Raw genomic sequence first — 25,619 nt, 5'->3', positions numbered from 1 at the left:
CCGTGCGGAAATCTACTCTCACCTTCCTCCTCGCCGGCTGCCTCACGCTGCCGGGCCTCGCACGCGCGGCCGATTCGGCCGATCCGGCGCAAGTCAAGCGCGGCGAATACCTCGCGGTCGCGGGCGACTGCATGGCGTGCCACACCGCGAAGGGCGGCAAGCCGTTCGCGGGCGGCCTCGGCATGCCGGTGCCGATGCTCGGCAAGATCTATACGAGCAACATCACGCCCGATCCCGATACCGGCATCGGCAACTGGACGTTCGACGATTTCGAGCGCGCGGTGCGGCACGGCGTGTCGAAGAACGGCGCCAACCTGTACCCGGCGATGCCGTACGTGTCGTACGCGAAGATCACCGACGACGACGTGCAGGCGCTGTACGCGTACTTCATGCACGGCGTCGAACCGGTCAAGCAGGCGCCGCCGAAGAACGAGATCCCTGCGCTGCTGAGCATGCGCTGGCCGCTGAAGATCTGGAACTGGCTGTTCCTGAAGGACGGCGTCTACCAGCCGAAGCCGGCGCAGAGCGCCGAGTGGAACCGCGGCGCGTATCTCGTGCAGGGTCTCGCGCACTGCAGCACGTGCCACACGCCGCGCGGCATCGCGATGCAGGAGAAGTCGCTCGACGAAACGGGCGGCAGCTTCCTGTCGGGCTCGGTGCTCGCGGGCTGGGACGGCTACAACATCACGTCCGACCCGAACGCGGGGATCGGCGGCTGGACGCAGCAGCAGCTCGTCCAGTACCTGCGCACCGGCAGCGTGCCGGGCCTTGCGCAGGCGGCCGGCCCGATGGCCGAGGCGATCGAGCACAGCTTCTCGAAGATGACCGAAGCCGACATCGGCGCGATCTCGACGTACATCCGGACGGTGCCGGCGGTCGCCAACGGCGACGCGAAGCAGTCGCGTTCGTCGTGGGGCAAGCCGGCCGAGGACGGCCTGAAGCTGCGCGGCGTCGCGCTCGCATCGTCGGGCATCGATCCTGCGCGGCTGTATCTCGGCAACTGCGCGACCTGCCACCAGATGCAAGGCAAGGGCACGCCGGACGGTTACTACCCGCCGCTGTTCCACAACTCGACGGTGGGCGCACCGAATCCGACCAATCTCGTGCAGGTGATCCTGAACGGCGTGCAGCGCAAGGCCGGCAGCGAGGACGTCGGGATGCCGGCATTCCGCCACGAGCTGTCGGACGCGCAGATCGCCGCGCTGACGAACTACGTGACCGGGCAGTTCGGCAATCCGGCCGCGAAGGTGACCGAGCAGGACGTCGCGAAGCTGCGTTGACGCGGCACGCGACGAAGCAGGGCGACAACACAAAAGAGGAGGAGCACAGCACATCGGGCGGGCCCGATGCCGGTTGTTGCAGAGCGGGGCGGGCGGCGCAATTGGCCGCCCCGCCCCGGTTCACAGGCAATCCGGTGCGTGCGGTTGCGCGCGCATCGTTTTCGTTGATCACACCATGACACCGAATCAACCGTTTCTCGCGTCCCAGCGCGATGTGCTGCTGCTGCTGTCCCGAATCCTGCTCGTGATCCTGTTCGTGATGTTCGGCTGGAAGAAGATTGTCGACTTCTCCGGTACGATCGCGTTCATGGGCAGCGAGGGCGCGCCGGCCCCGATCATCTCGGCGGCGATCTCCGTCGTGATGGAATTGTTCGCCGGGATCGCGATCCTCGTCGGTTTCCAGACGCGGCCGCTCGCGCTGCTGCTTGCGCTATATACGATCGGCACCGGCATCATCGGCCACCACTACTGGACGATGACGGGCGGCGAGCAGATCAACAACATGATTCATTTCTACAAGAACATCGCGATCTCGGGCGGCTTGCTTGCGCTCTGCGCGGCCGGCCCCGGACGTTTTTCGATCGATCGCGGATAAGCGACCCGAGGCGCGTGCATGGGGCGCGCGACGGACGGTCGAGACTTCGAGGGGGCATCATTTTGCGACTCAAATACTTCGCATGGCTGATTGCGGCCGCCACGCCGGCGGCTGCGTTTGCACAGACGAGCGTCACGCTGTACGGCCGGATCGACGGCGGCATCGAATACCTGAACCATATCGCGAAGCCGAACGGCGGCAGCGGGACGCGCTGGAGCGCGGAAAGCGGCGACTGGGGCACCAGCATGTTCGGGCTGAAAGGCGTCGAGGATCTCGGCGGCGGGATGTCGACGGTGTTCAACCTGGAAACCGCGTTCCAGGTGATGAACGGCCAGACGGGCGGCGGGCGCATGTGGTCGCGGCGCGCGTACGTCGGGTTGAAGAGCGACACGTGGGGCCAATTGCAGGCGGGCCGCAACCTGTTCATCGACAGCGACGGCGTGTGGGAATTCGATCCGTTCGTCCAGCAGGCGTTTTCGTCGGCGTCGCTCGTGCGCGGCCGCAACTGGCAGCAGAGCAGCAACAACATCGAATATCACAGCCCGGTGATTGGCGGCTTCGACGTGCAGGCGCAATACGCGTTCGGCAATCAGTCGCGCGGTTTCAACTACGGCGCGGCCGACGATTTCGGCCGCTCGGACGGGATCATGATCTCGTACCACTCGCCGGTGCTCGACGTGCGCGGCATCTACGACGAACTGCGCGATAACAACGGCAAGTTCAGCAATATCTTCACGGCGTCGCGCGAGTACTTCGTCGGTGCGAACGTGAAGGTGTCGAAGTTCAAGATCCAGGGCGCGTATACGCACTACCAGGCGCCGGACAGCCCGGCTGGTGTCGCCGATCGTGCGGATCACTACTGGCTCGGCGCGACCTATTCGGCTACGCCGCAGTGGGCCGTGACGGGTGGTGGGTATTACGTGAAGGTGGGTGATGGTGGCGGCGATGCGTCGCACGATCCGTCGGGGCACGCGATCATGTACGTGCTCGGTACCACGTACAACCTGTCAAAGCGCACGTTCCTGTATGGGACGGTCGCGTATGCACGCAACGGCGGAAATTCGAACTTCTCGCTGCTCGCGACGCCGCGGGATGCGACGTCGGGGACGAGCCCGATAACGGGCGAGTCGCAGACGGGCGCGTATGTGGGGATGATGCATACGTTCTGAGAAGGGCGGTTTGTGTTGGTGAAAAAGGCACGGGCGGTGATGGTCCGTGCCTTTTTGCGCTTACGGCGCGCGTCGTATCGTCGATTCCCATTGCGTGACGCGATATGGTCTCAAGGAGGGCTCTTCTGCTGCGTCGAGGCCAGTCCTGTTTAAATTTACATTCGCTCAAGTTTTTATCGGACCGCACATTCCAAAGCAAACACCCCAATGGCACAAGGCTAATCAAGGCCGCGTCAGCTCCCCTTTCCCGGATTGGGTCCACGCATTTTTGACCAAGACGAAATCGATCCGTAAGCTTCGCCGACTCATTGATCGTTGAGTCGTTTTGATACGGTCGGGAAACGTGATGCGGAACCTTGCCCTATGAAAAATTTGTCTTCGTTGGAGAAACTCATCCGAGCCGACAACCTTCGTCTGGTAGTCGAGCGGAATGACACATTCGTCGCCGAGGCTCATACCTTGCACGGAAAGGTATTCGTCAAGGCCACGACGAACAGAACGGCTTTCGATCGGCACTGTGAAATCCTCGAAGCACTCGAGGCGAGTTCTTTCGCACCCGGAATATTGGAGAAGACCGCTTGGGGGGAATATGCGGTAGTCGTTTTGAGCGCTATTTCAGGCAAGCGACTCGATCACGTTTTGAAAAATGCGGAGCGGGACACGAAGCTGCGGCTCGCCGCGGCTGCAGGTTCTGCTTTAGCGCAACTTCATCGCACAATCACGCCATCGCGCCTGATGGGTATGACGTTCTGGCAGCAGCGTGACGAGAGGCTGGAGCGTCCTGCCGGATGGTGTGTTCATCTCGACGGGATGGTTTCGAAGTGGCTGTCGAGCCTGAACCGGATGGCTCCTGGTTACCCGGAATACCGCGTTCAGTTGGATAGACTTCGTCATTTCGGCGCTGATCTGCGTGTGCCGTCCGACCTCCGGTTGCTGCATTGCGACTACGTCGGAAGAAATATCCTGGTCGACTCGGACGATCACGTGTCCGGAATCCTGGATTTCGAGGCCGCGCGCATTGGGGACGCGGCCTACGACCTGGCGAAGATCGTCTGGGTGGATATGGACTTCTCCGACGAAGTGCTGCGCAACACCTTTCTTGCGAGCTGGGAGGCGACGTACGGTGAGCCGGTCCCACGAGCGGAATTTCTCTACTATGTCGGCGTGCAATGCTTGGCGGCCATCGCCTGGACGGATAAGAACGCACCGCTCGACACCTCGAATGCATTTCGATCAACGGCGATCCTGACGCTGTACAAGGTGGTCCGCGAGTTGCAATTGACTGTCAGTTGAAGCGTTGTCGGGATTGGGGCGATTCTTGTCGGAACAGTGACCGTGCAAATCAAAAACAAGGTACTCGTTTATCTTACATGGCGGGATAGACTACTCGTTTTCACGCAACCCAAGTTTCCGGAAGCCGGGGTGCAGGTGATTGCCGGCACGATCGCGCAGGACGAAATGCCGGTGGCCGCCGCGCTACGCGAGCTTCGCGAGGAAAGCGGGATCGACAATGCCCAGGTTGTGCGTATTCTCGGCAACTACTTCTATTCGATGCAGAAATTCGGAAGAAGTGAGATTCAGCACCGGCATGTCGTGCATGTCACGGTGAGCGATGCCATTGCAATGAAGGCGCAATGGACGCATTTCGAAAGCGTTCCAGGTTCCGGTGGTGAACCCATTGAATTCAGCTTCCAGTGGTTTCCTCTTTTCGGAGCAGAATTCGCGCTGATTGGTGGGCACGATTTCTTCTTGCCCGTCCTGAAACACTTCATGCGCGAGCTGTCGGGTGCGTGATTGAGCAGAGACTGAAATATGAAGATTTGTATCGTAGGCCCGTCGGGCGCTGGGAAAACAACGATCGCAGCGGAACTAGCGCGCAAGTTCGATATCGCCACGTACGAATTCGACGACGTGTATTGGGACACGAGCGGTACAGAGTATGTGAAGAACTCGGAGCAGTCGATGGGCGAGGCCGTCGAAAAGATCATCGAACAAGGCCGCTGGCTCGTCGAAGGTGCGTACGACAAGCGGATGTATCCGCTGCTCGCAGACTGTTTGCTGATCTTGAGGGTAGAGGTCCCGTTTGGTGTGAGAGCGATACGCCTGATCAAGCGCTTCGTTAGCTCGACGGTAACGGGCAAGTTGCCCAAGGAAACTTTCCGGAACACCGTCGAGCTGATCAGGTTTTCATTGCGCTTCGACAAGCGGCTCAGCGATTTTCTGTCCGCGGACGCAGTGCTTTCGGCGAAGGTCGTTTCAGTCCGCGACACATCATCGAGCATTGAAGCAATACGTATGGCAGGTCTCTGCTGACGCCATTGCAACGCGCGCTCTGGCACATGGCAGTCCGATCGGCGCCGTCCATCAGAGCACGCACGCTTCGGTCGTCGTCAGCGTCGCAAACGGCCCGGCAAGCGTCGCATTATGATGCGCGACGATCCGCTCGGCGGGCAGCGCGAGCGTATCCATACAAGTGTGCGCATCCGCAACGAGCACCGCGCGAAATCCGAGATCGCCGGCCGCACGACACGTCGTATCGACGCAGTACTGCGTCTTCATCCCCGCAATCACGATCTCGCCGATACCAGCCGCATGCAGCCACTCGGCGAGCCGCGTGCCCGCGAAGCAGTTCGGCCGCGTCTTGTCGAACACGATGTCGCGGGCGGTATCGATCGCAAGCTCCGGCAGCAGCGCGGCCAGCGGCGCGTCGGACGCAATCGGCGAGCCGGCTGGGCCGGTGTGACGCGCGGCGAACACGGGGGCACCCGCTTCATGCGCGCGATCGATCAACCGGTTGATATTGGCCAGCACGCGTTCGCCGTCATGCGGACGATCGTCGCCATGAAACAACCCGATCTGCATGTCGATCACGAGCAGCGCTCGTTTCGGGGAAGAGGCTTCGGACATTGCGTTTCTCCTGAGTGGCCGATGCAGACGGAGAAACGAAAAGACCCCGTCCGGAACCGGCGGGGCCTGTGGGAATCGGTGATGCTACGATCTTGCGCGCACTCGCCGCACGGGCCCGCCGAAGGCGGTCGTGCGCGTGGTCGTCGAAAGGGTGATCGTGGCGTTGTGCATTGGTCAATGATGCCCGATGCGCGCGTGCGACGTCAATGGCGCTTCACGTGCCGCACATCGCGCCACCGCTCAGTCCAGCGCCTTTCCTGCCCTCTCGTCCATGCAACGAATCGCAAGCAACGTCAGCACGCCGCAACCGATCGCATACCACGCGGGCGCATTCGGATTCCCGGTTGCCGCGATCAGCCACGTGACGAAGAACTGCGCGAAGCCGCCGAAGATCGCGACGCCGACGCTGTACACGAGCGCACCGCCCGTCGCCCGCACCGCCCGCGGAAACAACTCGCCGAGCATCGCGCCGGTCGCGCCGATGTTGATCGCATGCACGATCGACAGCGCGGCGATGATCGACAGCAGCGACGCGGCGCCCGGCCAGCGGTTCAGTGCAATGAACGCCGGGTAGATCGCGGCCATCAGCACGATGCGCGTCCACCAGACGATCCGGTTGCGCCCGTACACGTCGGACAGGTGGCCGCCGATCGGCGTCACGAGCATCAGGATCGCGCCGGCGACGCAACCGGCCGTCATCGACAGCCACGTCGGCAGGTGCAGCACCTGCACGCCGTAGATCGCCATGTAGAACACGATGATGTAGTGGATCGACGTGCCGCCGATCGTCACGCCGAGCCCGGCGAACACGGCCTTGCCATGATGGCGCAGCACGTCGGCGAGCGGCAGCGACGCAACGGGCTCGTCGTGCGCGGCGGCGGGCGAGGGCGCCGCCGCCGGGACTTCCTCGACGGTACGGCGCAGCCAGTAACCGAGCGGAACGAACAGCGTGCCGATGATGAACGGCACGCGCCAGCCCCAGCTTTCGAGTTGCGCGGCGGTCAGCGTCGACGTCAGCGCAACGCCGGTGAGCGCGCCCGCGAGCGCGGCGAGCCCCTGGCTCGAGAACTGGAACGACGCATAGAAACCGCGGCGATGCTGCGGCGCCTGTTCGAGCAGCAATGTCGTCGATGCGCCGACTTCGCCGCCCGACGCGAACCCCTGCAGCAGCCGTGCGAGCACGAGCAGCAGCGGCGCGGCGATGCCGATCTGCGCGAAGGTCGGTGCGACCGCGATCATCGCGGTGCCGAGCGCCATCAGCAGCAGCGTGAGGATCATCGCCTTCTTGCGGCCGGCGCGATCCGCATACATGCCGATCACGAGCCCGCCGAGCGGACGCGTGACGAAGCCGACACCGAAGCTCGCGACCGCGAGCATCAGTTGTCCGAACGACGAATGGACGGGAAAGAACAGCTTGCCGATCAGGATCGCGAAGAAGCTGTAGACCGTGAAGTCGTAGAACTCGAGCGCATTGCCGACGGCGGCGGCCGCGATCAGACGGCGTTTCTTCGCGGCGGCGCGGGAATCGGCCGGCGTGCCGGCGAACGGAAGGGCGGACGTTTCCATGGGGTTCCCCCGGGTAAGCACGAAGCTGCGTGGTGAAGGGCAGTCAGGCCGCGAGCCAGGCTTCGGCGACGCGGACCCAGTAGCTCGCGCCGATCGCGAGGATGTCGTCGTTGAAGTCGTAGCCCGGGTTGTGCACCATGCAGCCGCCCTTGCTCCCGATTCCGTTGCCGATGAATGCGTAGCAACCGGGGCGCGCCTCGAGCATGAACGCGAAATCCTCGCTGCCCATCAGCGGCGCGGCTTCGGTTTCAACGCGTTCCGCGCCGAGCATCTGGCGAGCGACGTCGGCCGCGAACGCGGTCGGCTCCGCGTGATTGACGAGCACCGGATAGCCGTAGTCGTAGTCGACTTCCGCGGTGACGCCGAAGCTCTCCGCCTGGCCCTTCGCGAGTGCTTCGATGCGGCGCGCGAGCAGCGCGCGCACGTCGGCGTTCAGCGCGCGAACCGACAGTTTCATCACGACGGTTTCGGGAATGATGTTGAAGGTCTCGCCGGCCTGCACGCTGCCGACGGTGATCACCGCCGCATGCTGTGCATCGACCTCGCGTGCGACGATCGTCTGCAGCGCGACCATGATGCTGCCCGCGGCCGACATCGGATCGCGCGCGAAATGCGGCATCGCGCCGTGACCGCCGACGCCGCGCAGCGTGATCGTCACGCGGTCGGCCGACGCCATCGCGGCGCCGGTGCGGAACGCCATGTCGCCGGCCGCGCGGCCCGGCATGTTGTGGATCGCGAAGATCGCGTCGCACGGGAAACGGTCGAACAGGCCGTCGTCCATCATCGCCTTCGCGCCGCCGAAGTTTTCCTCGGCGGGCTGGAAGATCAGGTTCAGCGTGCCGGAGAACCGGCGCGTGGCCGCGAGGTGGCGCGCCGCGCACAGCAGCATCGCGGTGTGGCCGTCATGGCCGCATGCATGCATCTTGTTCGCATGGCGGCTTGCGTACGGCAGGCCCGTGGTTTCCGTGAGCGGCAGCGCGTCCATGTCGGCGCGCAGCCCGACCGTGCGCGCGCCTTGCCTTTCGCGCAGCACGCCGACTACGCCCGTCTTGCCGATGCCGCGATGCACGTCGTAGCCCCAGCCGGTGAGCAGTTCGGCGACGAGATCGCTCGTGCGCGTTTCTTCGAATGCGAGTTCGGGATGGGCGTGGATGCGGCGGCGCACCTCGACGAGTTCGGGGGCGATCGCGGCGATGCCGGGGATGACGGGGTTCACGGCTTGCAGCATGGTCTCTCCAGTGGGGCGGGTGGGTCGTTTGACGCGCATATGACGACCAAGCATATAAATTTCTTTTGCGTACCAGAAGCTGCTAAATTGCTTTGGTGCACACCGTCGGTTGCCGCTCGGGAATACCCTGAACCATTGCGCGGCACGGCGCACGGGGTTTCCACGGATCACGCATTGCCGCCATGAAATACCATCAGCTGAAAGCGTTCGTCACCGCCGCGGAGGAAGGGAGCATTCGCGCGGCCGCGCGGCGGCTGAACGTATCGCCGGCCGCGCTGACGAAGGCGGTCAAGGAACTGGAGATCGCGCTCGGCGTATCGCTCGTCGTGCGCACCGCGCGCGGCGTGCAGCTCACCGCGTTCGGCCAGCAACTGCAGGTGCGCGCGCGGCTGATCGTCGCCGAAATGCAGCGCGCCCGCGACGACATCGAGCAGGCACAGGGCGCGATGACGGGTTCCGTCGCGGCGGCGATCACGCCGGCGGCGGCGGTGACGATCCTGCCCGACGCATTCCGTGCGTTCCGGCGCCGCTTTCCGGTGGCGCGCGTCAATCTGGTCGAAGGGTTTCCGGGCGTTGCGCTGCCGCGCCTGCACGACGGTTCGCTCGATTTCGCGGTGGCCGTCGTCGTGCCGGAGCTGCTGGCGGCCGAGTTCGATCACGCGGAACTCTATGCGAGCCGCTCGCTGATCGTCGCGCGCAAAGGGCATCCGCTCGCGTCGGCCACGTCGCTTGCCGATCTCGTCGAGGCCGACTGGCTGATGAATCCGTCGCCGGAAAGCTCCACGCAGGTGTTGTTCAACTCGTTCGTCGCGTACGGGCTGCCGGTGCCGGCGCGTGTCGTCGAGTGCCCGAGCTTCGGTCTCGCGCACAGCCTGATGACCGGTTGCGACCTGATCGCGTCGATGCCCGAGCAATTGCTGCAAGGCGAGTGGGCGCGCGATCAGCTGGCGGTGCTGCCGATCCGCGAGCGCTTGCCGGGCGTATCGGTGCAGGTCGTCACGCGCCGCGACAGCCCGCTGACGCCGGCCGCGGCGATGCTGCTCGATTGCCTGCGCGATTCCGCGCGGCGCAAGGGATTAAGGTGAGCGCGCGCCCCGCAAGGATCACGTAGTGATCCTGACGATCATGGGGCAGGCATGCGCCGGCCGCGCGCCATTCGAGCGCATCTTGCGCGAGCCGGTATCATAGCGGCCGGCCCGCCGCTCCGGCCGGCCTCCAACCACACCGCCATCCGGCATCCAGCAATCAGAGGCATCCCATGACCAGTGCAACCCAATTCGACAACGTATCGGTCGTCAAGCGCGCGAACGTCTATTTCGACGGCAAGTGCGTGTCGCATACCGTGCTCTTCCCGGACGGCACGCGCAAGACGCTCGGCGTGATCCTGCCGTGCGCGCTCAACTTCGGCACGGATGCGCCCGAATTGATGGAAGTGCAGGCCGGCAAGTGCCGCGTGAAGCTCGACGGCAGCAGCGAATGGCAGGCCTATGGCGCCGGCGAATCGTTCTCGGTGCCGGGCAAGAGCCGCTTCGACATCGAAGTGCTCGAGACGCTCGATTACGTCTGCAGCTATCTGTAACGCGCTTCCCGCGGCAAAGAAAAAGCCCCGCCGAAGCGGGGCTGGTCGCAAGCGGATGGCGCGAGGCCATCCGAAGCGCCTGTTCTCGTTACTGCGTTACAGGCAGGCGTTGATGTCGCCGGCGGACGCTGCGTCGCCGCGCACGCCGACCCACGTTTTCGCACCCGGCTTCCACGACGGACGAACCATCGCGGCGGCGCCGTTCGGCGGCTGCTGGCCCGGTGCGTACACGTCGGTCGCGAGGCCGTTGGCCAGCACGTTCTGCGAGATCACCTGTTGTTGCGACTTGTCGGCCCAGGTCTTGGCGATGCACGCCGACACGTCCGGCGCGTCTTTCTGGCTTTGTCCCACGTTCTGCACGGCAGGTTCGGCAGCATGAGCAGAAATTGCCACGGTCAATGCGATGAGCGGTAAGTATTTCACGTTCACGTTATCTCCCTCGAGTCGTGATTGATTGAGTGGGATGCGCAGCAATGCTGCGTGCAAGTGAGATTCCATCCTGCAAGCACGGTTCCGACCATTCCGAAACAAGTTGTTAACGCGCTTGCCAAATGGCGGCCCGGATGCTGCGCATGTTGCTGCGGCGCGGCATGCGTCGTGCTCGACGTCATGCATGGCGCGGTCCGCGCGCTGTCCGATCGTGGTGTGGTGAGGTGACGGCCGCGGCGGGCGGGATGTCCGTGCATCCCGCGCCGCGACTCTTTATCTGATGACGAAGTGGAATGGCTGATGGATGGCCCCGTCGCATGAGCACCATGATGACAAACTTTCGTCCAGCGAACTGTTAACCAACTTTAAACCGAGGAAGGCAGCGGGGACGCGATGCGCGGGCGGGGCGAACGCCGCGCAGGCGGGCTGTGTCAGCCGGCCTTGCGCGTGCCGACGTCGCGCAGGTTGACCGGGACGACCGGACGGAAGCGCTCGCGCTTCTGTTCGTCGTCGACGTGCTGGAGCGCCGGCTTGATCAGGTCGCTGCGAGACACGATGCCCGTGATGCGCAGCGATTGCTCGTCGGCGACCACCGGCAGGCGTTCGAGGCCGAGCATCGCGAGGCGCGACGCGACGACGCGGCACGTTTCGTGCGCCAGCGCGACGGCCGGTGCGCGGTTGGTGAACACATCCGAGATCGGCGTGTCGGCACCGGCCTGTGCCCGCTGCGCGTCGAGCGTCGCGCGATCGACGAGGCCGAGCAGGCGGCCGTGCTGGACGACCGGATACGCGCGGTGCGTCTGCTTCGCGCCGAAGTATTGCGCTTCGACGGTATCGAGCGTCGCTGCGCCGTCGATCGCGACGAGCCGATCGGCCGACGTCATCACTTCGCCGACGTCATGCCGTTCGAGCGGATCGACGCCGTATTCGCGATAGATGTGGTAACCGCGGCGGGCGATCTTTTCCGTCATGATCGAGCGCTTCATCACGATGGTCGCGAACCCGTGCGCGACGAGCGTCGCCGCAAGCAGCGGCAGCAGCGCATTGGCGTCGTGCGTGAGGCCGAACGCGAACACGATCGCGGTGAGCGGGGCGCCGAGCGTCGCGCCGAGCGTCGCGGCCATGCACACGAGCGGCCACAGCGCCGGATCGCCGCCCGGCAACACCGGCGACAGCACGGTGCCGAGGCCGGCGCCGAGCATCAGCAGCGGGGCGAGCACACCGCCCGAGGTGCCCGAGCCGAGCGCGATCACCCACATCACGGCCTTCACGATCAGCAGCGCGAGCGCGATCTTCAGCGCGATGTGCTGGTGCAGCAGGTCGCCGATCACATCGTAGCCGACGCCGAGCGCGCGCGGTTCGAGCCAGCCGCCGACGCCGATCACGATCGCGCCGAGCGCCGGCCACCACATCCAGTGCACGGGCAGCTTCGCGAATGCGTCTTCGACGCGGTAGAGCGCCGCCGACAGGCCGCACGCGAGCATGCCCGACAGCAGGCCCGCGACGAGGCACGACAGCAGCGCGGCGGAGGTCGGCGCGGCCGTCGTCAGCGGAAACAGCGGATCGACGCCGAAGAACATCGCGCGTGCGAAGCCCGCCACCGCGCATGCGAGCGCGACCGGCAGGAAACTGCGCGGACGCCATTCGAACAGCAGCAGTTCGACCGCGAGCAGCACGGCGGCCACCGGCGTGCCGAACACGGCCGTCATGCCGGCCGCCGCACCGGCGACGAGCAGCGTCTTGCGCTCGGCGGCGGTCACGTGCACGCATTGCGCGATCAGCGAGCCGAGCGCGCCGCCCGTCATGATGATCGGGCCTTCGGCGCCGAACGGGCCGCCGCTGCCGATCACGACGCCGGACGACAACGGCTTGAGGATCGCGACCTTCGGCGACATCCGGCTCTTGCCGAACAGGATCGCCTCGATCGCTTCCGGAATGCCGTGGCCGCGGATCTTCTCCGAACCGAAACGCGCCATCAACCCGACGATCAGCCCGCCGATCACCGGGACCACGATCACCCATGTGCCGAGCGTGTTGTTCGCGGGCGAATGGTCGGCGAACGACAGTTGCTGGAAGAAGAACAGGTTCGTGAACAGGCGGATCAGGCTCAGCAGCACGCACGCGGCGAGCGTGCCGAGCAGGCCGATCACGGCGGCAAGCAATGCGATCCTGGGCAGGCGTTCGTTGGTCGAGAAATCGCGTTTGTGTGGTGCGTTCATCGGAGTGGCGAGGGTCAGTAATCGATCTGGGGAACCTGGAACGTGCCCTTGAGCGACTTCAGTTCGGCACGATGCATGGCCGCGAGACGGGCAAGCAGCGTTTCGCCGGCCGGCTCGAGGTGGACTTCGACCTGGCGGCGGTCGGCTTCGCTCGGCTTGCGCTTCACGAGCCCGAGCGCTTCGCAGCGCGTCACCAGCGCCACGACGCCGTGGTGCTGCGCCTGCAGGCGCTCCGCGAGTTCGCCGATGGTCGCCCATTCGCGATGCGGATAGCCCTTGATGTGCAGCAGCAGCAGGTATTGCAGCGGCGTCACGCCTTCGCTTTGCGCGGCGCGTTCGGAAAAGCGCTCGAAGCGGCGCATCTGGTAGCGGAACTCGGACAGTTGCTGGAAATCGCTTTTCGTCAGTGCGCGTCGGGTATCGGTCATCGAAGTCATTCGGGCAGTCGGTTACGGTGGCGATTAATATATCACAACATGATATAAATGGCCGGAATATGGCGGAATGACTGCATTCTGCGTTCAGCCGGCGGCTACATGGCGTGATGCGCGCTACGCGGCTTCGAGCATTTGGGTCCGCTGATAAAGGCCCGTGACGAGATCCGTCTGCGTAATGATGCCGACGAGCCGGCGTGATGCATCGACGACCGGAATATGGTGGTGGCCCGAATGCGTGAACAGCGGCACGAGCGCCGTGATCGGCATCGTTTCCTGCACCGACGCGACGTCGCGCGTCATCACGGACGCGACGCTCGCGGGCTGGCCGCCGAACGATTGCGGCAGCCGCGCGCACAGGCGCTGCCACAGCGGGGCCGGATGGCGCGACTGGCGCGTGAGGTCGGCGCGCGTGACGATGCCGGCCAGGCGGCCTTCGCCGTCCACCACGGGCAGCGCCTTCACGCGGTGGCGGTCGAGCAGCGTGAGCGCGGCCGTGACCGACGTGGACGGCGCGACCTCGATCGCATGCTTCGTCATCAGGTCGGCGCACTTCAACTGGCCGAACGTGCGCGTATAAGCCTGCATTTCGGTTTCGCGCAGCAGCGTTTCGAGATCGTCCGGATCGACGTCGAGCCATTCGCTGCGGCGCTTCAGTACCGCATCGAGGTCGCCGCGCGTGAAGTCGCCGCGCGCGAGTGCGGCACCCGCCTGCGGTTTCGCTTCGGGACGCACGCCGCCGTGCGGGTAGCGGTGCCCGGTCAGCGCGTGGTAGAGGAGCGCGGCCGACAGCAGGATCGCCGATTGCAGCGCGATCGGCTGCAGCACGAAACCGAAGCCGAGCGAATGAATCGCCGGGCCGCCGACCACGGCGGTGAGCGCGACGGCGCCCGACGGCGGGTGCACGCAGCGCAGTGCGAACATGCCGCCGATCGCACAGGCGATCGCGACCGCGGCGGCCGTGATCGGATCGGCGATCCATTGCGCGCACGCGACGCCGACGGTCGCCGCGACGAGGTTGCCGCCGACGATCGACCAGGGCTGCGCGAGCGGGCTCGCCGGCACCGCGAACAGCAGCACGGCCGACGCACCCATCGGCGCGACGAGCAGCGGCACGAGGCCCGGCACGCCGGGCAGCAGCCGCATCGCGACGCCGACCGTCGCAATCCCCACGAGCGCGCCGGTGCACGCGCGCAGGCGCTCGCGCCAGCCGAGTGTCATCGGATGGGGAATGAAGCTGTGCAGCCATTGCCGCAGCGTGCGGCGCGACGGGGAGGAGCCTGGCGACATGGGTGATGAGCGGTAAAAAGGACGGCGCCTGGCGGCGGCGACAAGCGTTGAATTATATCGTGTTGTGATACAAATTGCCGCGCCGCATCACGCCGGTGTACGCGCACGACGCACGCGACTTGCAAAATCCTTTCATCGAATGAGAGCTTGCGCGCGCATAGCCGCGCAAATTTGTCTGCAGCGGCGTACAATTCGGCGCAGTCAATTCCCCCGTCATGCCAGAACCCCCGACCTCGATGCCCGCTCTCCCGCCTCCTCCCCGGCACGGTGATCGATTCGACGTGGTTCGCGGCCGCGTTCCGTTGCCCCTCTGACGCGAGCACCGCCGACGCCTCCCCACTGACTCTTCCCAAGCCAATTCAATGGACATGCTCGAAAACATGCGCCTGTTCGTGCGCGTTGTCGAAGCCGGCAGTTTTACTGCGGTCGCGAAGGAAATCGACGCGACCACCGCGCAGGTATCGCGCGCGGTCTCGAACCTCGAAGCCCACGTACAGACGCGCCTGCTGCATCGCACGACCCGCCACCTCGGCCTGACCGAAAGCGGCGAGCGCTATTTCGAGCGCGCGAAATCGATCCTCGCGGAACTCGACTACGCGAATGCGGAGGCGCGCAACGCGCTGCTGCGGCCGAGCGGCAAGATGCGCATCCATGCGATGACGGGGCTCGGGCAGAGTCATGTCGTGTCGTCGATCGTGCGCTACCAGGCGGACAACCCCGACGTGTCGGTCGAGCTGACGCTCGCGCAGCGGATGCCGAATCTGGTCGAAGAGGGCTATGACGTGTCGATCGTGACCGCGTCGCAGTTGCCCGATTCCGGCTATGTCGCGCAGACCTGCGGCACGAGTTGCAGCGTGCTGGTCGCGTCGCGCGAATACCTGGCGCGACACGGCACGCCGCAGACGCCGGAGGAGCTGCCGAACCACGTGTGTCTGCGCCTCGACACGCCCGCGTCGCCGGCCGGTGAATGGCGGCTCGAACGCAGCGATGGCGAGGAGACCGTCTACGCGCTGCAGCCGGCGCCGTTCCAGGTCAACGTGCCGGATGCGCTGTGCGTCGCGGTGCGTGCCGGACGCGGGATCGCGTGCGTGGCGCTGTATACGGTGCTGGACGATATCCGCGAAGGGCGGCTGATCCGCGTGCTGCCCGAATACCGGCTGCAGACGGTGAGCGTCTATGCCGTCTACGCGACGCGCCGTTATCTCGATGCGAAGATCCGCACCTTCCTCGATCACCTGCGCACGACGCTCACGCCCGCGCTGGAGAACGATCTGCGCGAACTCGACCGGCTGACGACCGAGCACGCGCCAGCCGGCCGCCAGCGCGCGTAACGGTGCGCCGGCGCACGGCCGCGGCGTTCATGCGGCCGGCGCGATGCGGATCCGCTCGAAGCGGCCCGCGAGCCACGTGTACGCGGCAATGCCGATGAGCCCGTGCGCGGCGACGAACCATAACGCGCCGGCGAACGAACCCGTGCTGGCGACGAAGTAGCCGATCACGAGCGGCGTGACGATCCCGGCGATATTGCCGAGACCGTTGAAGACGCCGCCGCTCAGCCCGACCATGCCTTCCGGCGCCGTGTCGGCGAGCACGGCCCAGCCGACCGCCGCGAGTCCCTTGCCGAAGAACGCGATCGTCATCAGCGCGATCACGACCGCGTTCGACGATGCGCCGTTCGCGAGCACGAGCAGCGTCGCCATCGCCATCCCCGCGACGAACGGCGTCTTGCGCGCCCGTGACGGATGCATGCCGCGCCGGATCAGCCAGTCCGACAGCAGGCCGCCGAGCACGCCGCCCGTGAAGCCGCAGATCGCCGGCAGCGCGGCGACCCAGCCGGCTTCCATGATGGTCATCCCGCGCCCCTTGATCAGATAGATCGGGAACCACGTGATGAAGAAGTAGGTGAGGGCCGTGATGCAGTACTGGCCGATGTAGATCGCCCACAGGTTCCGGTGGCGGAACAGTTGCGACACGTCGCGCCACGACGCGCGCGGCCGTTCGCGCATGCGGTTCGCTTCAAGATCGACGAGTGCGCCGTGGGCGCGCAGGTAGTCGCGCTCCGCGTCGGTCATGCGCGGGTGGCCATGCGGCTCGCGATACCACGCGAACCACAGCGCGGCGAGCGCGATGCCGAGCAGCCCCATCCACAGGAATACGTGTTCCCAGCCGAGCGCATGCGTGAGCCACGCCATCGCCGGCGTGAACAGCACGACGGCCATGTATTGCGCGGAATTGAACAGCGCGGATGCGGTGCCGCGTTCGGCCGTCGGGAACCAGCAGGCGACGATCCGCGAATTGGCCGGAAACGCCGGCGACTCGACGAGACCGAGCATGAAGCGCATCACGAACAGCGCGAGCGTCGCGGCCGCGCCGTGCACGGCGAACCCGCCGACCGTGCCTTGCAACATCGTGAATATCGACCACAGCAGCAGGCTCAGACCGTACACGCGCCGCGCGCCGAAGCGATCGAGCAGCCAGCCGCCCGGAACCTGGCCGATCGCATAGGCCCACGCGAACGCCGAAAAGACGATGCCGAGTTGGACGGGCGTGAGTCCGAGGTCGTGCGCGACGCCGGTGCCGGCGATCGACATCGTCGCGCGGTCCGCATAATTGATGACGGTGACCGCGAAAATCAGCGCGAGGACCGCATAACGGACGCGGCCGATCGTGCGCGACGCGGCGGGCGATGCGGCGAGCGCAGCGCCGCTGGATCGATTGGACATGCGTGTCTCCTGGCCCCCGTCGTGCGGAGGCATCCGGTGTTGTAACGGAAGACTGGCGCCACGCTCAGCGCGTGACGCTGGTCGGCGGGCGCTGGCCCGCGAAGCACGCGGCGAGGTTCGCGAGCACGATGCGCCCCATTTGCTCCCGCGTCTCATGCGTGGCGCTCGCGCGGTGCGGCTGCACGACGACGCGATCGAGTTCGAGCAGCGCGGCCGGCACATGCGGTTCGTTCGCGAACACGTCGAGCCCGGCGCCGGCGATCGTGCCGTCGGACAGCGCGCGCACGAGCGCGGCTTCGTCGATCAGCTTGCCGCGCGCGACATTGATCAGGAATCCTTTCGGGCCGAGCGCGGCGAGCACGTCGGCCGTCACCAGCACATTGCCGTGATCGGCCGACGCCGCGATCATGAGCACGTCGCTGTCGCGCGCGAGCGCGGCGAGGTCGGGCACGAAGCGATAGCCGCTGTCGCGATGCTCGCGCGGGCCGAAGTAACTGACGGGCATCCGGAACGCCTGCGCGCGCCGCGCGATCGCGCGCCCGACGCGGCCGAGTCCGACGATGCCGAGCCGCTTGCCCGTGACCTGCGTCGCGAGCGGCTGGGCCGTCTTGCCCCAGCGGCCGGCGCGCACGATCCGCTCGCCGGCGCCGAGGTCGCGCAGCGTCATCAGGATCAGCCCCAACGCCATGTCGGCGACGTCGTCGGTCAGCACGTCGGGGGTGGTCGTCACGTGGATGCCGCGCGCCCGCGCGCGGTCGAGATCGACCGCGTCGGTGCCGATGCCGCTGATCGCGATGATCTCGAGCGCGGCGAGCCGGTCCATCAGCGCGGCGGACAGGCCGTTCGCGCCGCCGGTCACGACGCCGCGAATGCGCGGCGCCACGCGATCGAGCAGCGCGTCCGGCTCCTCGGCCGCATACAGTCGATGCACGGTGTAACGGGCGGACAGTTCGGCGTCGATGGTGTCGGGGAGCGGCTGCGTCAGCAGGATATCGATGGTCATGAGGGTCTCGGTCGTCGTGCGCGACGTGGGCCGCGCATCCGGAGGAACCGAGTATAGAAATCGCATCGATATCGGTCTAACATCAAAAGACTATCGATTGATTCAAGATTTGAATGATTGAACTGCACCAGCTTCGCTGCTTCGTCGCGGTTGCCGAGGAACTGCATTTCGGCCGAGCGGCCAGGCGGCTCTTCATGACCCAGCCGCCGCTCAGCCGGCAAATCCAGTTGCTCGAGCATGCGCTCGGCATCGCGCTGCTCGAGCGCAACAGCCGGCAGGTCAGCCTGACCGCGGCCGGCGAACGCTTCCTGCGCGACGCGCGGCACATCCTCGAATTCTCCGCGCGTGCCGAGCAGGCCGCGCAGCGCGTCGCGCACGGCGGGGCCGGGCGCATCACGCTCGGTTTCACGGCCGTCAGTGCGTACCGGATGATCCCGGTGCTGCTCGCGCATGCCGCGCATGCGTTGCCGGACGTCGACGTCGAACTGCGCGAAATGGTGTCGACCGTGCAGATCGACGCGCTCGCGTCGCGGATGCTCGACGCGGGTTTCGTCCGCCAGCGCGCCGCGCGCCAGCCGCTCGAATACCGGCTCGTGCAGCGCGAACCGATGCTCGTCGCGGTCGCGGAAGGCGCGCCGCTCGCGGCCTACGCGCAGATCGGCCCCGACGAGCTCGACCGGCAGCCGTTCATCGCGTATTCGCCGAATGAGGGCAAGTATTTCCACGACATGATCTCCGGGATGTTCGCAGGCGCCGGGCGTCTGCCGAACTACCTGCACTACGTCGGCCAGACGCATACGATCCTCGGCCTCGTGCGCGCGGGGCTCGGCGCGGCGCTGGTGCCCGCGTCGGCGCGCGAGCTTCATGTGGACGGCGTGGTGTTCCGGCCGCTGGCGGGTGCGAACGTGGCGGCCGAGTTGTATCTCGCATGGCGCGCGGACAACGACAATCCGGCGCTGCCGGTGTTCAACGCGATGGTCGAGCGGTTTCTGACCGGCAACCCGGACGACGCGGGCGTTGAGCGGCGCTTGCCTGCATGAGCGGAGCGTCCTTGCGCGCCGAAAAGTCTGTCGTCTGATGATTCGGCCCGTCGGTGTCGGTCGTCTCGCCGACGGCTGAAACACGTGAGAAACAGTGATTTTTCATCCGGATTTGGCAAGAAACAAATCCACGTACTCCTCGTCATTTCATCCTGGACAGGGGAAACCCTCATTTTTCTCTCATCGGTCGTCGCATTACTGTATCGATACACTAAATCGATACAGTTGCGTCGCGAGGCGCACTCGCAAAGGAGACGGCTCATGAGTACCTATACCCGGCGGCGCTTTCTGCAGACGCTGTCCGCCGCTACGCTCGCGACCGCTGGCGGCTTGCCGGAAGCCGTGCGCGCGCAGCAGCCGGTCGTCACGCTGCGCTGCTCGTCGTCGATGCCGGCCGACCAGAACGCCGCGCACTACGTGTGGTACCAGCGTCTCGCCGCGAACCTGAAGGCGAGCGTGGGCGATGCGATTCGGGTCGACTACTTTCCGAACAGCCAGCTCGGCAAGGAAAGCGATGTCGTGCAGCAGGTCAAGATCGGCGCGATCGACATGATGATCGCGGGTTCGTCGATCTGGGCCACGATCGCACCGGAGCTCGGGATGCTCGATCTCGGCTACCTGTTCGACAGCTACGCGCATGTCGCGAAGGCGCTCGACGGCCCGGTCGGCACGAGCCTGAACGCGCTGCTGCAAAAGCGCGCGGGATGCTCGGTGCTGACCTGGGGCTCGCATTTCGGCGGGCGCTGCGTGTTTACGAAGCAGCCGGTGACGGCGCTGCCCGGGCTGAAGGGGACGAAGCTGCGCGTGCTGCCGACGCCCGCGTTCATGGATACCTTCAAGGCGATGGGCGCGGTGCCGACGCCGATCCCGTTCGGCGAGCTGTACATGGCCGTGCAGACGGGCGTCGTCGACGGTCTCGAACACGATCCCGCCACGGTGCTCGCGAGTCGCTTCGACGAGATCGTGAAGTCGTGCTGGCAATCGCAACACGTGTTCGCGGCGATGACCGTCGTGATGGGGCGGCGTGCGCTCGACCGGATTCCGGCCAATCTGCGGCCGGCTTTCGACCGCGCGGTGGCCGACGCAACCGTGCAGCAGCGCGCGATTGCCGCGCAGAAGGCCGCGCAGGCGGAGCAGGCGCTGAAGCAGCGCGGCATGTCGTTTCACCCGCTGGCCGATGGCGAGCGCGCGGCGCTGCGGCAGACGATGCACGACCGCCTGTATGTGGCGTTCGCGAAGCAGTATCCGGCCACCGCGCCGCTCTTTCCGGCGATCGCCGCCGCGCGGGGTTGAGCGATGGACATGCATTCCGTCTCGGGCGCCGCGCCGGCGCCCGCCGCAGGCCGGCCGGCGCATCGCGCCGCCCGCGTGCTGGATGCGGTGCTGCGCGGGATCGAGATCCTGTCGGCCGCGGTGCTCGCCGTCGACGTGCTCGTCGTGTTCGTGTCGGTCGTGTTCCGCTATTTCCTGCACGACCCGGTCGACTGGGCCGAGGAAGTGGCGAGCGCGCTGATGATCGTGCTGGTGTTCTTCGGCGCGGCGGCGGTGCTCGGGCGCAGCCAGCATGTCGGCATCGACGTGTTTCGCGGCCTGCTGCCGGCACGCTGGCAGGGCGCGTTGATCCAGGTCGGCCACTGGATCGTGGCGGCCGTTGCGCTGAACCTGCTGGTGTCGTCATGCCAGTTGCTCGCGGATTCGTACGACCAGATGACGACGGGCGGCTTGCCGGGCTGGATCAACGGGTATCCGATGATGTTCGGCGCACTGTTCATGACGGTATTCGCGCTCGCCAATGCGTTGAACGCGCCGCGCCGCCGGGTGATCCGCACGTTCGCGTGCTGTGCGGCGCTCGCGGCCGCCATATACGGCTGGAACGCGCTGTGGCCCGCGCATGCGGTCGCGCCCGGCACGCTGCTCGTCGCGGGCTTCGTCGGCGGGCTGGTGCTCGGCGTGCCGATCGGGTTCGTGCTGGCGTTTTCGGCGCTGCTGTATTTCCTCGCGGATCCGACGCTGCCGCTGCTCGTCTACTCGCAACAGGTGATGGCCGGGGCCGATCACTTCGTCCTGCTCGCGGTGCCGTTCTTCGTGCTGGCGGGGCTGCTGATGGAGTCCAACGGGATGTCGGCGCGGCTCGTCGAACTGCTGCTGCGGATGTTCGGACGCGTGCGGGGCGGGCTCGGCCTGATCGTGATCTTCGCGACGGCCTGCTTTTCCGGCGTGTCGGGCTCGAAACTGGCCGATATCGCGGCGGTGGGCGGCGTCGTGATGCCGGCCGTGCGCCGCGCGCGGCAGGACCCGAACGAAACCGCCGCGCTGCTCGCGTGCAGCGCGGTGATGGCCGAGACGATTCCGCCGTGCGTGAACATGATCATCATGGGCTTCGTCGCGAACATCTCGATCGCCGGGCTGTTCGTCGCGGGGATCGTGCCGGCGGCCGTGCTCGCCGCGTCGCTCGCGGTCGTGACGGTGGTCACCGGGCGCAAGATCGACGTGGCCGAGGTATTCGGCGAGCGTCGCGCGTGGCTGCCGCTCGCGGGCGGCGCGCTCGTCGCGCTGGTCATGGTCGCGATGATCGGCAAGGGCGTGACGTCGGGGATCGCGACGTCGACCGAAGTGTCCGCGTTCGCGGTGGTCTATGCACTCGTCGTGGGCTGGCTCGCGTTCCGCGAACTGACGTGGCGCTCGGTCGGCCGCGTATTCGTGCGCGCCGCGTCGATGGCGAGCGGCATCCTGTTCATCGTGGCCGCGGCGTCGAGCGTGTCGTTCGCGCTGTCGATCGAGCAGATTCCAGCCCTCGTCTCGGGCACAATGACGGCGTTTGCCCATCAGTACGGCGCGACGATGTTCCTGCTGCTGTCGGCGCTGCTGATGATCGTGTTCGGCGCCGTGCTCGAAGGCGCGCCCGCGCTGATCATCTTCGGGCCGCTGCTCGCGCCGATCGCGCTGCAGCTCGGCATCCATCCGCTGCATTTCGGCACGGTCGTGGTGGTGGCGATGGGGTTCGGGCTGTTCGCGCCGCCGGTCGGGCTCGGGCTGTTCACGACGTGCGCGATCACGGGCACCGAGGTCGGGCGCGTGGCCCGGCCGATGGTGAAATATCTGCTGGTGCTGTTCGCTGCCCTCGTGGCGCTGATCTTCGCACCGGCGTTTTCGTTGTGGCTGCCGGCCCATTTCGGCCTGTAGCCCGTTCCATGCAAGACGACATGAGTACGATTCAGGACGTGGCCCGTCATGCGGCCGTTTCGGTCAGCACGGTTTCGAACGTGCTCAACGGACGCACCGACCAGATGAAGCCGGAAACGCTCGAACGCGTGAAGGCGGCGATGGATGCGCTGCAGTACCGGCCGAGCACGCTCGCGCGCCAGCTCAAGACGGGGCAGACGCCGCTCGTCGGGCTGCTGGTGCCGTCGATGGCGAACCCGATGTACGGCTACATCGCACGCGAGGTCGAGGCCTGCGCGCAGGAACGGTATGGTCATCGCGTGCTGATCGGCAACACGTACCGCGATGCGCGAAAGGAGGCGTCGTTCTTCGACGATCTCTGCGCGCATGGCGTGCGGCGCGTGATCGTGATCTCGTCGCTCGCCGACGAAAGCCACCTCGAGCGCGCGGCCGAACGCGGGATGACGGTCGTCAGCTACGACCGTCGCGCGACGCCCGGCGAGCAATCGAAGGTCGATCACGTGACGGCCGACAACGAGGCGGCCGCGCGGCTCGCGACGCGCCGCCTCGTCGATGCGGGCCATACGCGGCTCGCGTTCGCGACCGTGGCCGGCATCACCGTGAGCCGCAGCGACAAGATCCGCGGGTTTCTCGCCGTGGCGAGCGAGGCGGGCGGCGCCACGCAGGCCCGCGTGCTCGACGGCGGCCCCGCGAACGAATACGGCGACTCGGTGATCGTCGACGTCGGGCGTGCGCTCGGCGTCGAGCTCGCGGCCGATCCGGCGCGGCCGACCGGCATCGTCGCGGTCAACGACCTGTTCGCGCTCGGCCTGATGGCCGGGCTGCGCGACGGCGGGCTGCGGGTGCCGGACGATGTGTCCGTCATCGGGATGGACGGTCATTTCCTGGCGGCGATCTCGTGCCCGGCGCTGACCACGGTGCAACTGCCGGTCACTGAAATGGCCGGCGAGATGGTGCGGCGCGTGATGCGGCAGGAGGGCGACGTGCCGTCCGCCCCCGGGCAATGCGTGTTCGCTGACGTGACGCTCGTCGAGCGCGCATCGGTGGCGCCGCCGCCGGATGCGGCCGGTACGAGCGGAGGTCGCGCATGACGCGCGTCTACGTCACGCATCCGACCGGGATGATCGACCACTACTTCGGCGCCAGGGCGTTGCGCGCGCTGGGCGCGCTCGCGGACGTCACCTGCAACCCGCACGATCGCGAACTCGGCACGGACGAACTGATTGCCGCCGCGCAGGGATGCGACGCGATCATCGCGTACCGGCAGACCCCCGCGCCTCGCGAACTGTTCGCGGGGCTGCCCGCACTCGCCGCGTTCCTGCGTTGCGCGGTCGACATCCGCACGATCGACGTCGCCGCGGCGAGCGCGTTCGGCGTACTGGTCACGCAGGCGAGCCCCGGCTTCGGGCCGGCCGTCGCCGAGTGGGTCGTCGGCGCGATGATCGACCTCGCGCGCGGGATCGGCGGTTACGCGGATGCATACCATCGTGGCGCGCCGCCGGTGCCCCGGATGGGACGCGAGCTGCGCGGCAGCACGCTCGGCCTGATCGGCTACGGGCAGATCGCGCGTCATCTCGCACCGATCGCGACGGCGCTCGGGATGCGCGTGCTCGTCAGCGATCCTTACGTGCGGGTCGACTCGCCGCCGCTTGAACAGGTCGATTCCGCAACGTTGCTGCGCGATGCGGATTACGTCGTCTGTCTTGCGCCGGCCACGCCGGCCACCGCGAACCTGATCGATGCGGCGGCATTCGCCGCGATGAAGCCGGGCGCGTATTTCATCAATGCGTCGCGCGGCGAACTCGTCGACGAGCAGGCGCTTGCAGACGCGCTCGACGGCGGCCGGCTCGCCGGCTGCGCGCTCGACGTCGGTCGCGCGGCGGACCAGATGCCGTCCCCCGTGCTTGCCGCGCATCCGCGCGTCATCGCGACCCCGCACATCGGCGGGTTGACGCTGCCGGCGATCGAACATCAGGCGCTGGAGACGGTCGACCAGCTTGCCGCGCTGCTCGACGGACGTGTGCCGAACGGCGCGATCAACGCCGCGCAGGCGACGCGGCTCGCGCGCTGGCGCAGGTCGAGCGCATCCGTCGGCCAGGGCCTGCAATGACGCGCGACGGGGCAGACAGCAGGCGGTTCCCGGATGCGTGCGATTGCCATATCCATATCTACGACGATGCGTATCCGCTCGCGCCGACGGCGACGTTTCGGCCGCCCCATGCGCCGGTGGATGCATATCGGCGCATGCAGCGGGCGCTCGGCCTCACGCGTGTGGTCGTCGTGCAGCCGACCGGCTATGGCTTCGACAACCGCTGCACGCTCGACGCATTGGCCGCGTTCGGCCCGCAGGCGCGTGGCGTCGCGACGTTGCCGATCGACGTGCCGGACGCCGAGCTGGAACGTCTGCATGCCGCCGGCATGCGCGGCGTGCGGTTCATGATGCTGGCGGGCGGCACCGCGCAATGGGGCGATCTGGAGCGGATGGCCGCGCGGATCGCGCCGCTCGACTGGCATATCGACCTGCAGTTCGACGGTCGCACGCTGTGCGATATCGAACCCGCGCTATCGCGGCTGCCGGCGCGCGTGGTGATCGATCACACGGGCAAATTCCTGACGCCCGTCGCACCGGATGCGCCGTCCTTCCTCGCACTGCGACGCCTGCTCGATCGCGGCCACGCATGGGTGAAGCTGTCCGCGCCGTACGAGACGTCGCGATCCGGCGCGCCGGGCTACGACGACGTCGCGCGCCTTGCCGCCGTGCTCGCGCGCGGCCATTCGGCGCGCTGCGTGTGGGGCAGCAACTGGCCGCACCCGAATGCATCGCCGATGCCCGACGATGCGCGCCTGCTCGGCTGGCTGCGCGATTGCGCGGCCGACCATGCGACGGCTCGCGCAATCCTGGTCGACAACGCAGCTGCGCTCTACGGATTCCACACCGATACGCGGCGCGATGACGCGACTTGACGCGCTGTCG

The 25,619-nt window shown here is 66.6% G+C and carries 24 protein-coding genes; 15 read left to right on the top strand and 9 right to left on the bottom strand.

The genetic code is table 11. The features are described 5' to 3' along the window. Nucleotides 1-2 precede the first annotated feature (2 nt). From CFB49_RS23260 to CFB49_RS23235, 6 genes are all read left to right on the top strand, one after another. On the top strand, nucleotides 3-1,280 hold the full coding sequence (locus CFB49_RS23260; RefSeq protein ID WP_089492427.1) for a cytochrome c: 1,278 nt from the start codon (nucleotides 3-5) through the stop codon (nucleotides 1,278-1,280). Between the two features lie 175 nt (nucleotides 1,281-1,455). Continuing rightward, nucleotides 1,456-1,875, top strand: a complete 420-nt coding sequence (locus CFB49_RS23255) for a DoxX family protein (RefSeq protein ID WP_069617958.1) — start codon at nucleotides 1,456-1,458, stop codon at nucleotides 1,873-1,875. Between the two features lie 62 nt (nucleotides 1,876-1,937). Beyond that, nucleotides 1,938-3,044: a porin gene (locus CFB49_RS23250; RefSeq protein WP_069617957.1), complete on the top strand. Its 1,107-nt coding sequence runs from the start codon at nucleotides 1,938-1,940 to the stop codon at nucleotides 3,042-3,044. 363 nt (nucleotides 3,045-3,407) lie between these two features. Beyond that, a complete protein-coding gene (locus CFB49_RS23245) occupies nucleotides 3,408-4,337 on the top strand; it encodes an aminoglycoside phosphotransferase family protein (RefSeq protein ID WP_089492426.1) in 930 nt (309 codons plus the stop codon). 42 nt (nucleotides 4,338-4,379) lie between these two features. Then, a complete protein-coding gene (locus CFB49_RS23240) occupies nucleotides 4,380-4,838 on the top strand; it encodes an NUDIX hydrolase (RefSeq protein WP_179234938.1) in 459 nt (152 codons plus the stop codon). Nucleotides 4,839-4,856: 18 nt separating this feature from the next. After that, nucleotides 4,857-5,357 (top strand): AAA family ATPase, encoded by a 501-nt coding sequence (locus CFB49_RS23235; RefSeq protein ID WP_089436634.1) that lies wholly within the window; start codon nucleotides 4,857-4,859, stop codon nucleotides 5,355-5,357. A gap of 51 nt (nucleotides 5,358-5,408) precedes the next feature. On the opposite strand, the gene CFB49_RS23230 is transcribed toward CFB49_RS23235, so the two are convergent. The 3 genes from CFB49_RS23230 to CFB49_RS23220 all read right to left on the bottom strand — a co-directional run bounded on the left by CFB49_RS23230 (nucleotide 5,409) and on the right by CFB49_RS23220 (nucleotide 8,745). Next, the gene (locus CFB49_RS23230) at nucleotides 5,409-5,951 is read right to left on the bottom strand and encodes a cysteine hydrolase family protein (protein WP_089492425.1); all 543 of its coding nucleotides are present in this window, start codon (nucleotides 5,949-5,951) and stop codon (nucleotides 5,409-5,411) included. 240 nt (nucleotides 5,952-6,191) lie between these two features. Beyond that, nucleotides 6,192-7,517: an MFS transporter gene (locus CFB49_RS23225; protein WP_089492424.1), complete on the bottom strand. Its 1,326-nt coding sequence runs from the start codon at nucleotides 7,515-7,517 to the stop codon at nucleotides 6,192-6,194. 43 nt (nucleotides 7,518-7,560) lie between these two features. Continuing rightward, on the bottom strand, nucleotides 7,561-8,745 hold the full coding sequence (locus tag CFB49_RS23220; RefSeq protein WP_089492423.1) for a M20 aminoacylase family protein: 1,185 nt from the start codon (nucleotides 8,743-8,745) through the stop codon (nucleotides 7,561-7,563). A gap of 182 nt (nucleotides 8,746-8,927) precedes the next feature. On the opposite strand from CFB49_RS23220, the gene CFB49_RS23215 reads away from it, so the two are divergent. Both CFB49_RS23215 and ppnP read left to right on the top strand, forming a co-directional pair. Continuing rightward, entirely contained in the window at nucleotides 8,928-9,830 is a 903-nt protein-coding gene (locus CFB49_RS23215; protein WP_050012778.1) for a LysR substrate-binding domain-containing protein, read from the top strand. Nucleotides 9,831-10,003: 173 nt separating this feature from the next. Then, nucleotides 10,004-10,324 (top strand): pyrimidine/purine nucleoside phosphorylase, encoded by a 321-nt coding sequence (ppnP, locus tag CFB49_RS23210; protein WP_069617951.1) that lies wholly within the window; start codon nucleotides 10,004-10,006, stop codon nucleotides 10,322-10,324. Between the two features lie 96 nt (nucleotides 10,325-10,420). On the opposite strand, the gene CFB49_RS23205 is transcribed toward ppnP, so the two are convergent. From CFB49_RS23205 to CFB49_RS23190, 4 genes are all read right to left on the bottom strand, one after another. Beyond that, nucleotides 10,421-10,753 carry a hypothetical protein gene (locus CFB49_RS23205; protein ID WP_006482964.1) on the bottom strand — a complete coding sequence of 111 codons (333 nt, stop codon included), beginning with the start codon at nucleotides 10,751-10,753 and terminating at the stop codon, nucleotides 10,421-10,423. A gap of 431 nt (nucleotides 10,754-11,184) precedes the next feature. After that, a complete protein-coding gene (locus CFB49_RS23200) occupies nucleotides 11,185-12,972 on the bottom strand; it encodes a chloride channel protein (protein WP_089492422.1) in 1,788 nt (595 codons plus the stop codon). A 14-nt stretch (nucleotides 12,973-12,986) separates the two neighbouring features. Continuing rightward, nucleotides 12,987-13,400, bottom strand: coding sequence for a MarR family winged helix-turn-helix transcriptional regulator (locus CFB49_RS23195; protein WP_069618045.1), 414 nt, complete (start codon nucleotides 13,398-13,400; stop codon nucleotides 12,987-12,989). A 123-nt stretch (nucleotides 13,401-13,523) separates the two neighbouring features. Beyond that, on the bottom strand, nucleotides 13,524-14,696 hold the full coding sequence (locus CFB49_RS23190; protein ID WP_089436629.1) for an HPP family protein: 1,173 nt from the start codon (nucleotides 14,694-14,696) through the stop codon (nucleotides 13,524-13,526). Nucleotides 14,697-15,058: 362 nt separating this feature from the next. Between CFB49_RS23190 and CFB49_RS23185 the strand changes: the two genes are divergently transcribed. Further along, nucleotides 15,059-16,027: a LysR family transcriptional regulator gene (locus CFB49_RS23185; RefSeq protein ID WP_089492421.1), complete on the top strand. Its 969-nt coding sequence runs from the start codon at nucleotides 15,059-15,061 to the stop codon at nucleotides 16,025-16,027. Between the two features lie 27 nt (nucleotides 16,028-16,054). Here the strand turns inward: CFB49_RS23185 and CFB49_RS23180 are convergent, their stop codons facing one another. Beyond that, nucleotides 16,055-17,419: an MFS transporter gene (locus CFB49_RS23180; protein WP_069617948.1), complete on the bottom strand. Its 1,365-nt coding sequence runs from the start codon at nucleotides 17,417-17,419 to the stop codon at nucleotides 16,055-16,057. A 64-nt stretch (nucleotides 17,420-17,483) separates the two neighbouring features. Then, nucleotides 17,484-18,422 (bottom strand): 2-hydroxyacid dehydrogenase, encoded by a 939-nt coding sequence (locus tag CFB49_RS23175; protein ID WP_089492420.1) that lies wholly within the window; start codon nucleotides 18,420-18,422, stop codon nucleotides 17,484-17,486. 113 nt (nucleotides 18,423-18,535) lie between these two features. Here CFB49_RS23175 and CFB49_RS23170 point away from each other — a divergent pair, with 113 nt between their 5' ends. The 6 genes from CFB49_RS23170 to CFB49_RS23145 all read left to right on the top strand — a co-directional run bounded on the left by CFB49_RS23170 (nucleotide 18,536) and on the right by CFB49_RS23145 (nucleotide 25,609). Continuing rightward, complete coding sequence (locus CFB49_RS23170) at nucleotides 18,536-19,462, top strand: LysR substrate-binding domain-containing protein (protein ID WP_089492419.1); 927 nt, start codon at nucleotides 18,536-18,538, stop codon at nucleotides 19,460-19,462. A gap of 261 nt (nucleotides 19,463-19,723) precedes the next feature. Beyond that, nucleotides 19,724-20,755 (top strand): TRAP transporter substrate-binding protein, encoded by a 1,032-nt coding sequence (locus tag CFB49_RS23165; protein ID WP_089492418.1) that lies wholly within the window; start codon nucleotides 19,724-19,726, stop codon nucleotides 20,753-20,755. Nucleotides 20,756-20,758: 3 nt separating this feature from the next. After that, nucleotides 20,759-22,645, top strand: coding sequence for a TRAP transporter large permease (locus tag CFB49_RS23160; protein ID WP_089492417.1), 1,887 nt, complete (start codon nucleotides 20,759-20,761; stop codon nucleotides 22,643-22,645). An 8-nt stretch (nucleotides 22,646-22,653) separates the two neighbouring features. Continuing rightward, nucleotides 22,654-23,736 carry a LacI family DNA-binding transcriptional regulator gene (locus CFB49_RS23155; RefSeq protein ID WP_089492416.1) on the top strand — a complete coding sequence of 361 codons (1,083 nt, stop codon included), beginning with the start codon at nucleotides 22,654-22,656 and terminating at the stop codon, nucleotides 23,734-23,736. Beyond that, on the top strand, nucleotides 23,733-24,755 hold the full coding sequence (locus tag CFB49_RS23150) for a hydroxyacid dehydrogenase (protein ID WP_089492415.1): 1,023 nt from the start codon (nucleotides 23,733-23,735) through the stop codon (nucleotides 24,753-24,755). Before CFB49_RS23155 ends, CFB49_RS23150 begins: the two co-directional genes overlap by 4 nt. After that, nucleotides 24,752-25,609: an amidohydrolase family protein gene (locus CFB49_RS23145; RefSeq protein WP_089492414.1), complete on the top strand. Its 858-nt coding sequence runs from the start codon at nucleotides 24,752-24,754 to the stop codon at nucleotides 25,607-25,609. Before CFB49_RS23150 ends, CFB49_RS23145 begins: the two co-directional genes overlap by 4 nt. Nucleotides 25,610-25,619 lie beyond the last annotated feature (10 nt).

The organism is Burkholderia sp. AU17457 (assembly GCF_002223255.1).
GTDB classification, from domain to species: Bacteria; Pseudomonadota; Gammaproteobacteria; order Burkholderiales; family Burkholderiaceae; genus Burkholderia; species Burkholderia sola.
Note: the sequence above shows the minus strand (reverse complement) of the source record. Positions and strands in the feature narration are given on the sequence as shown.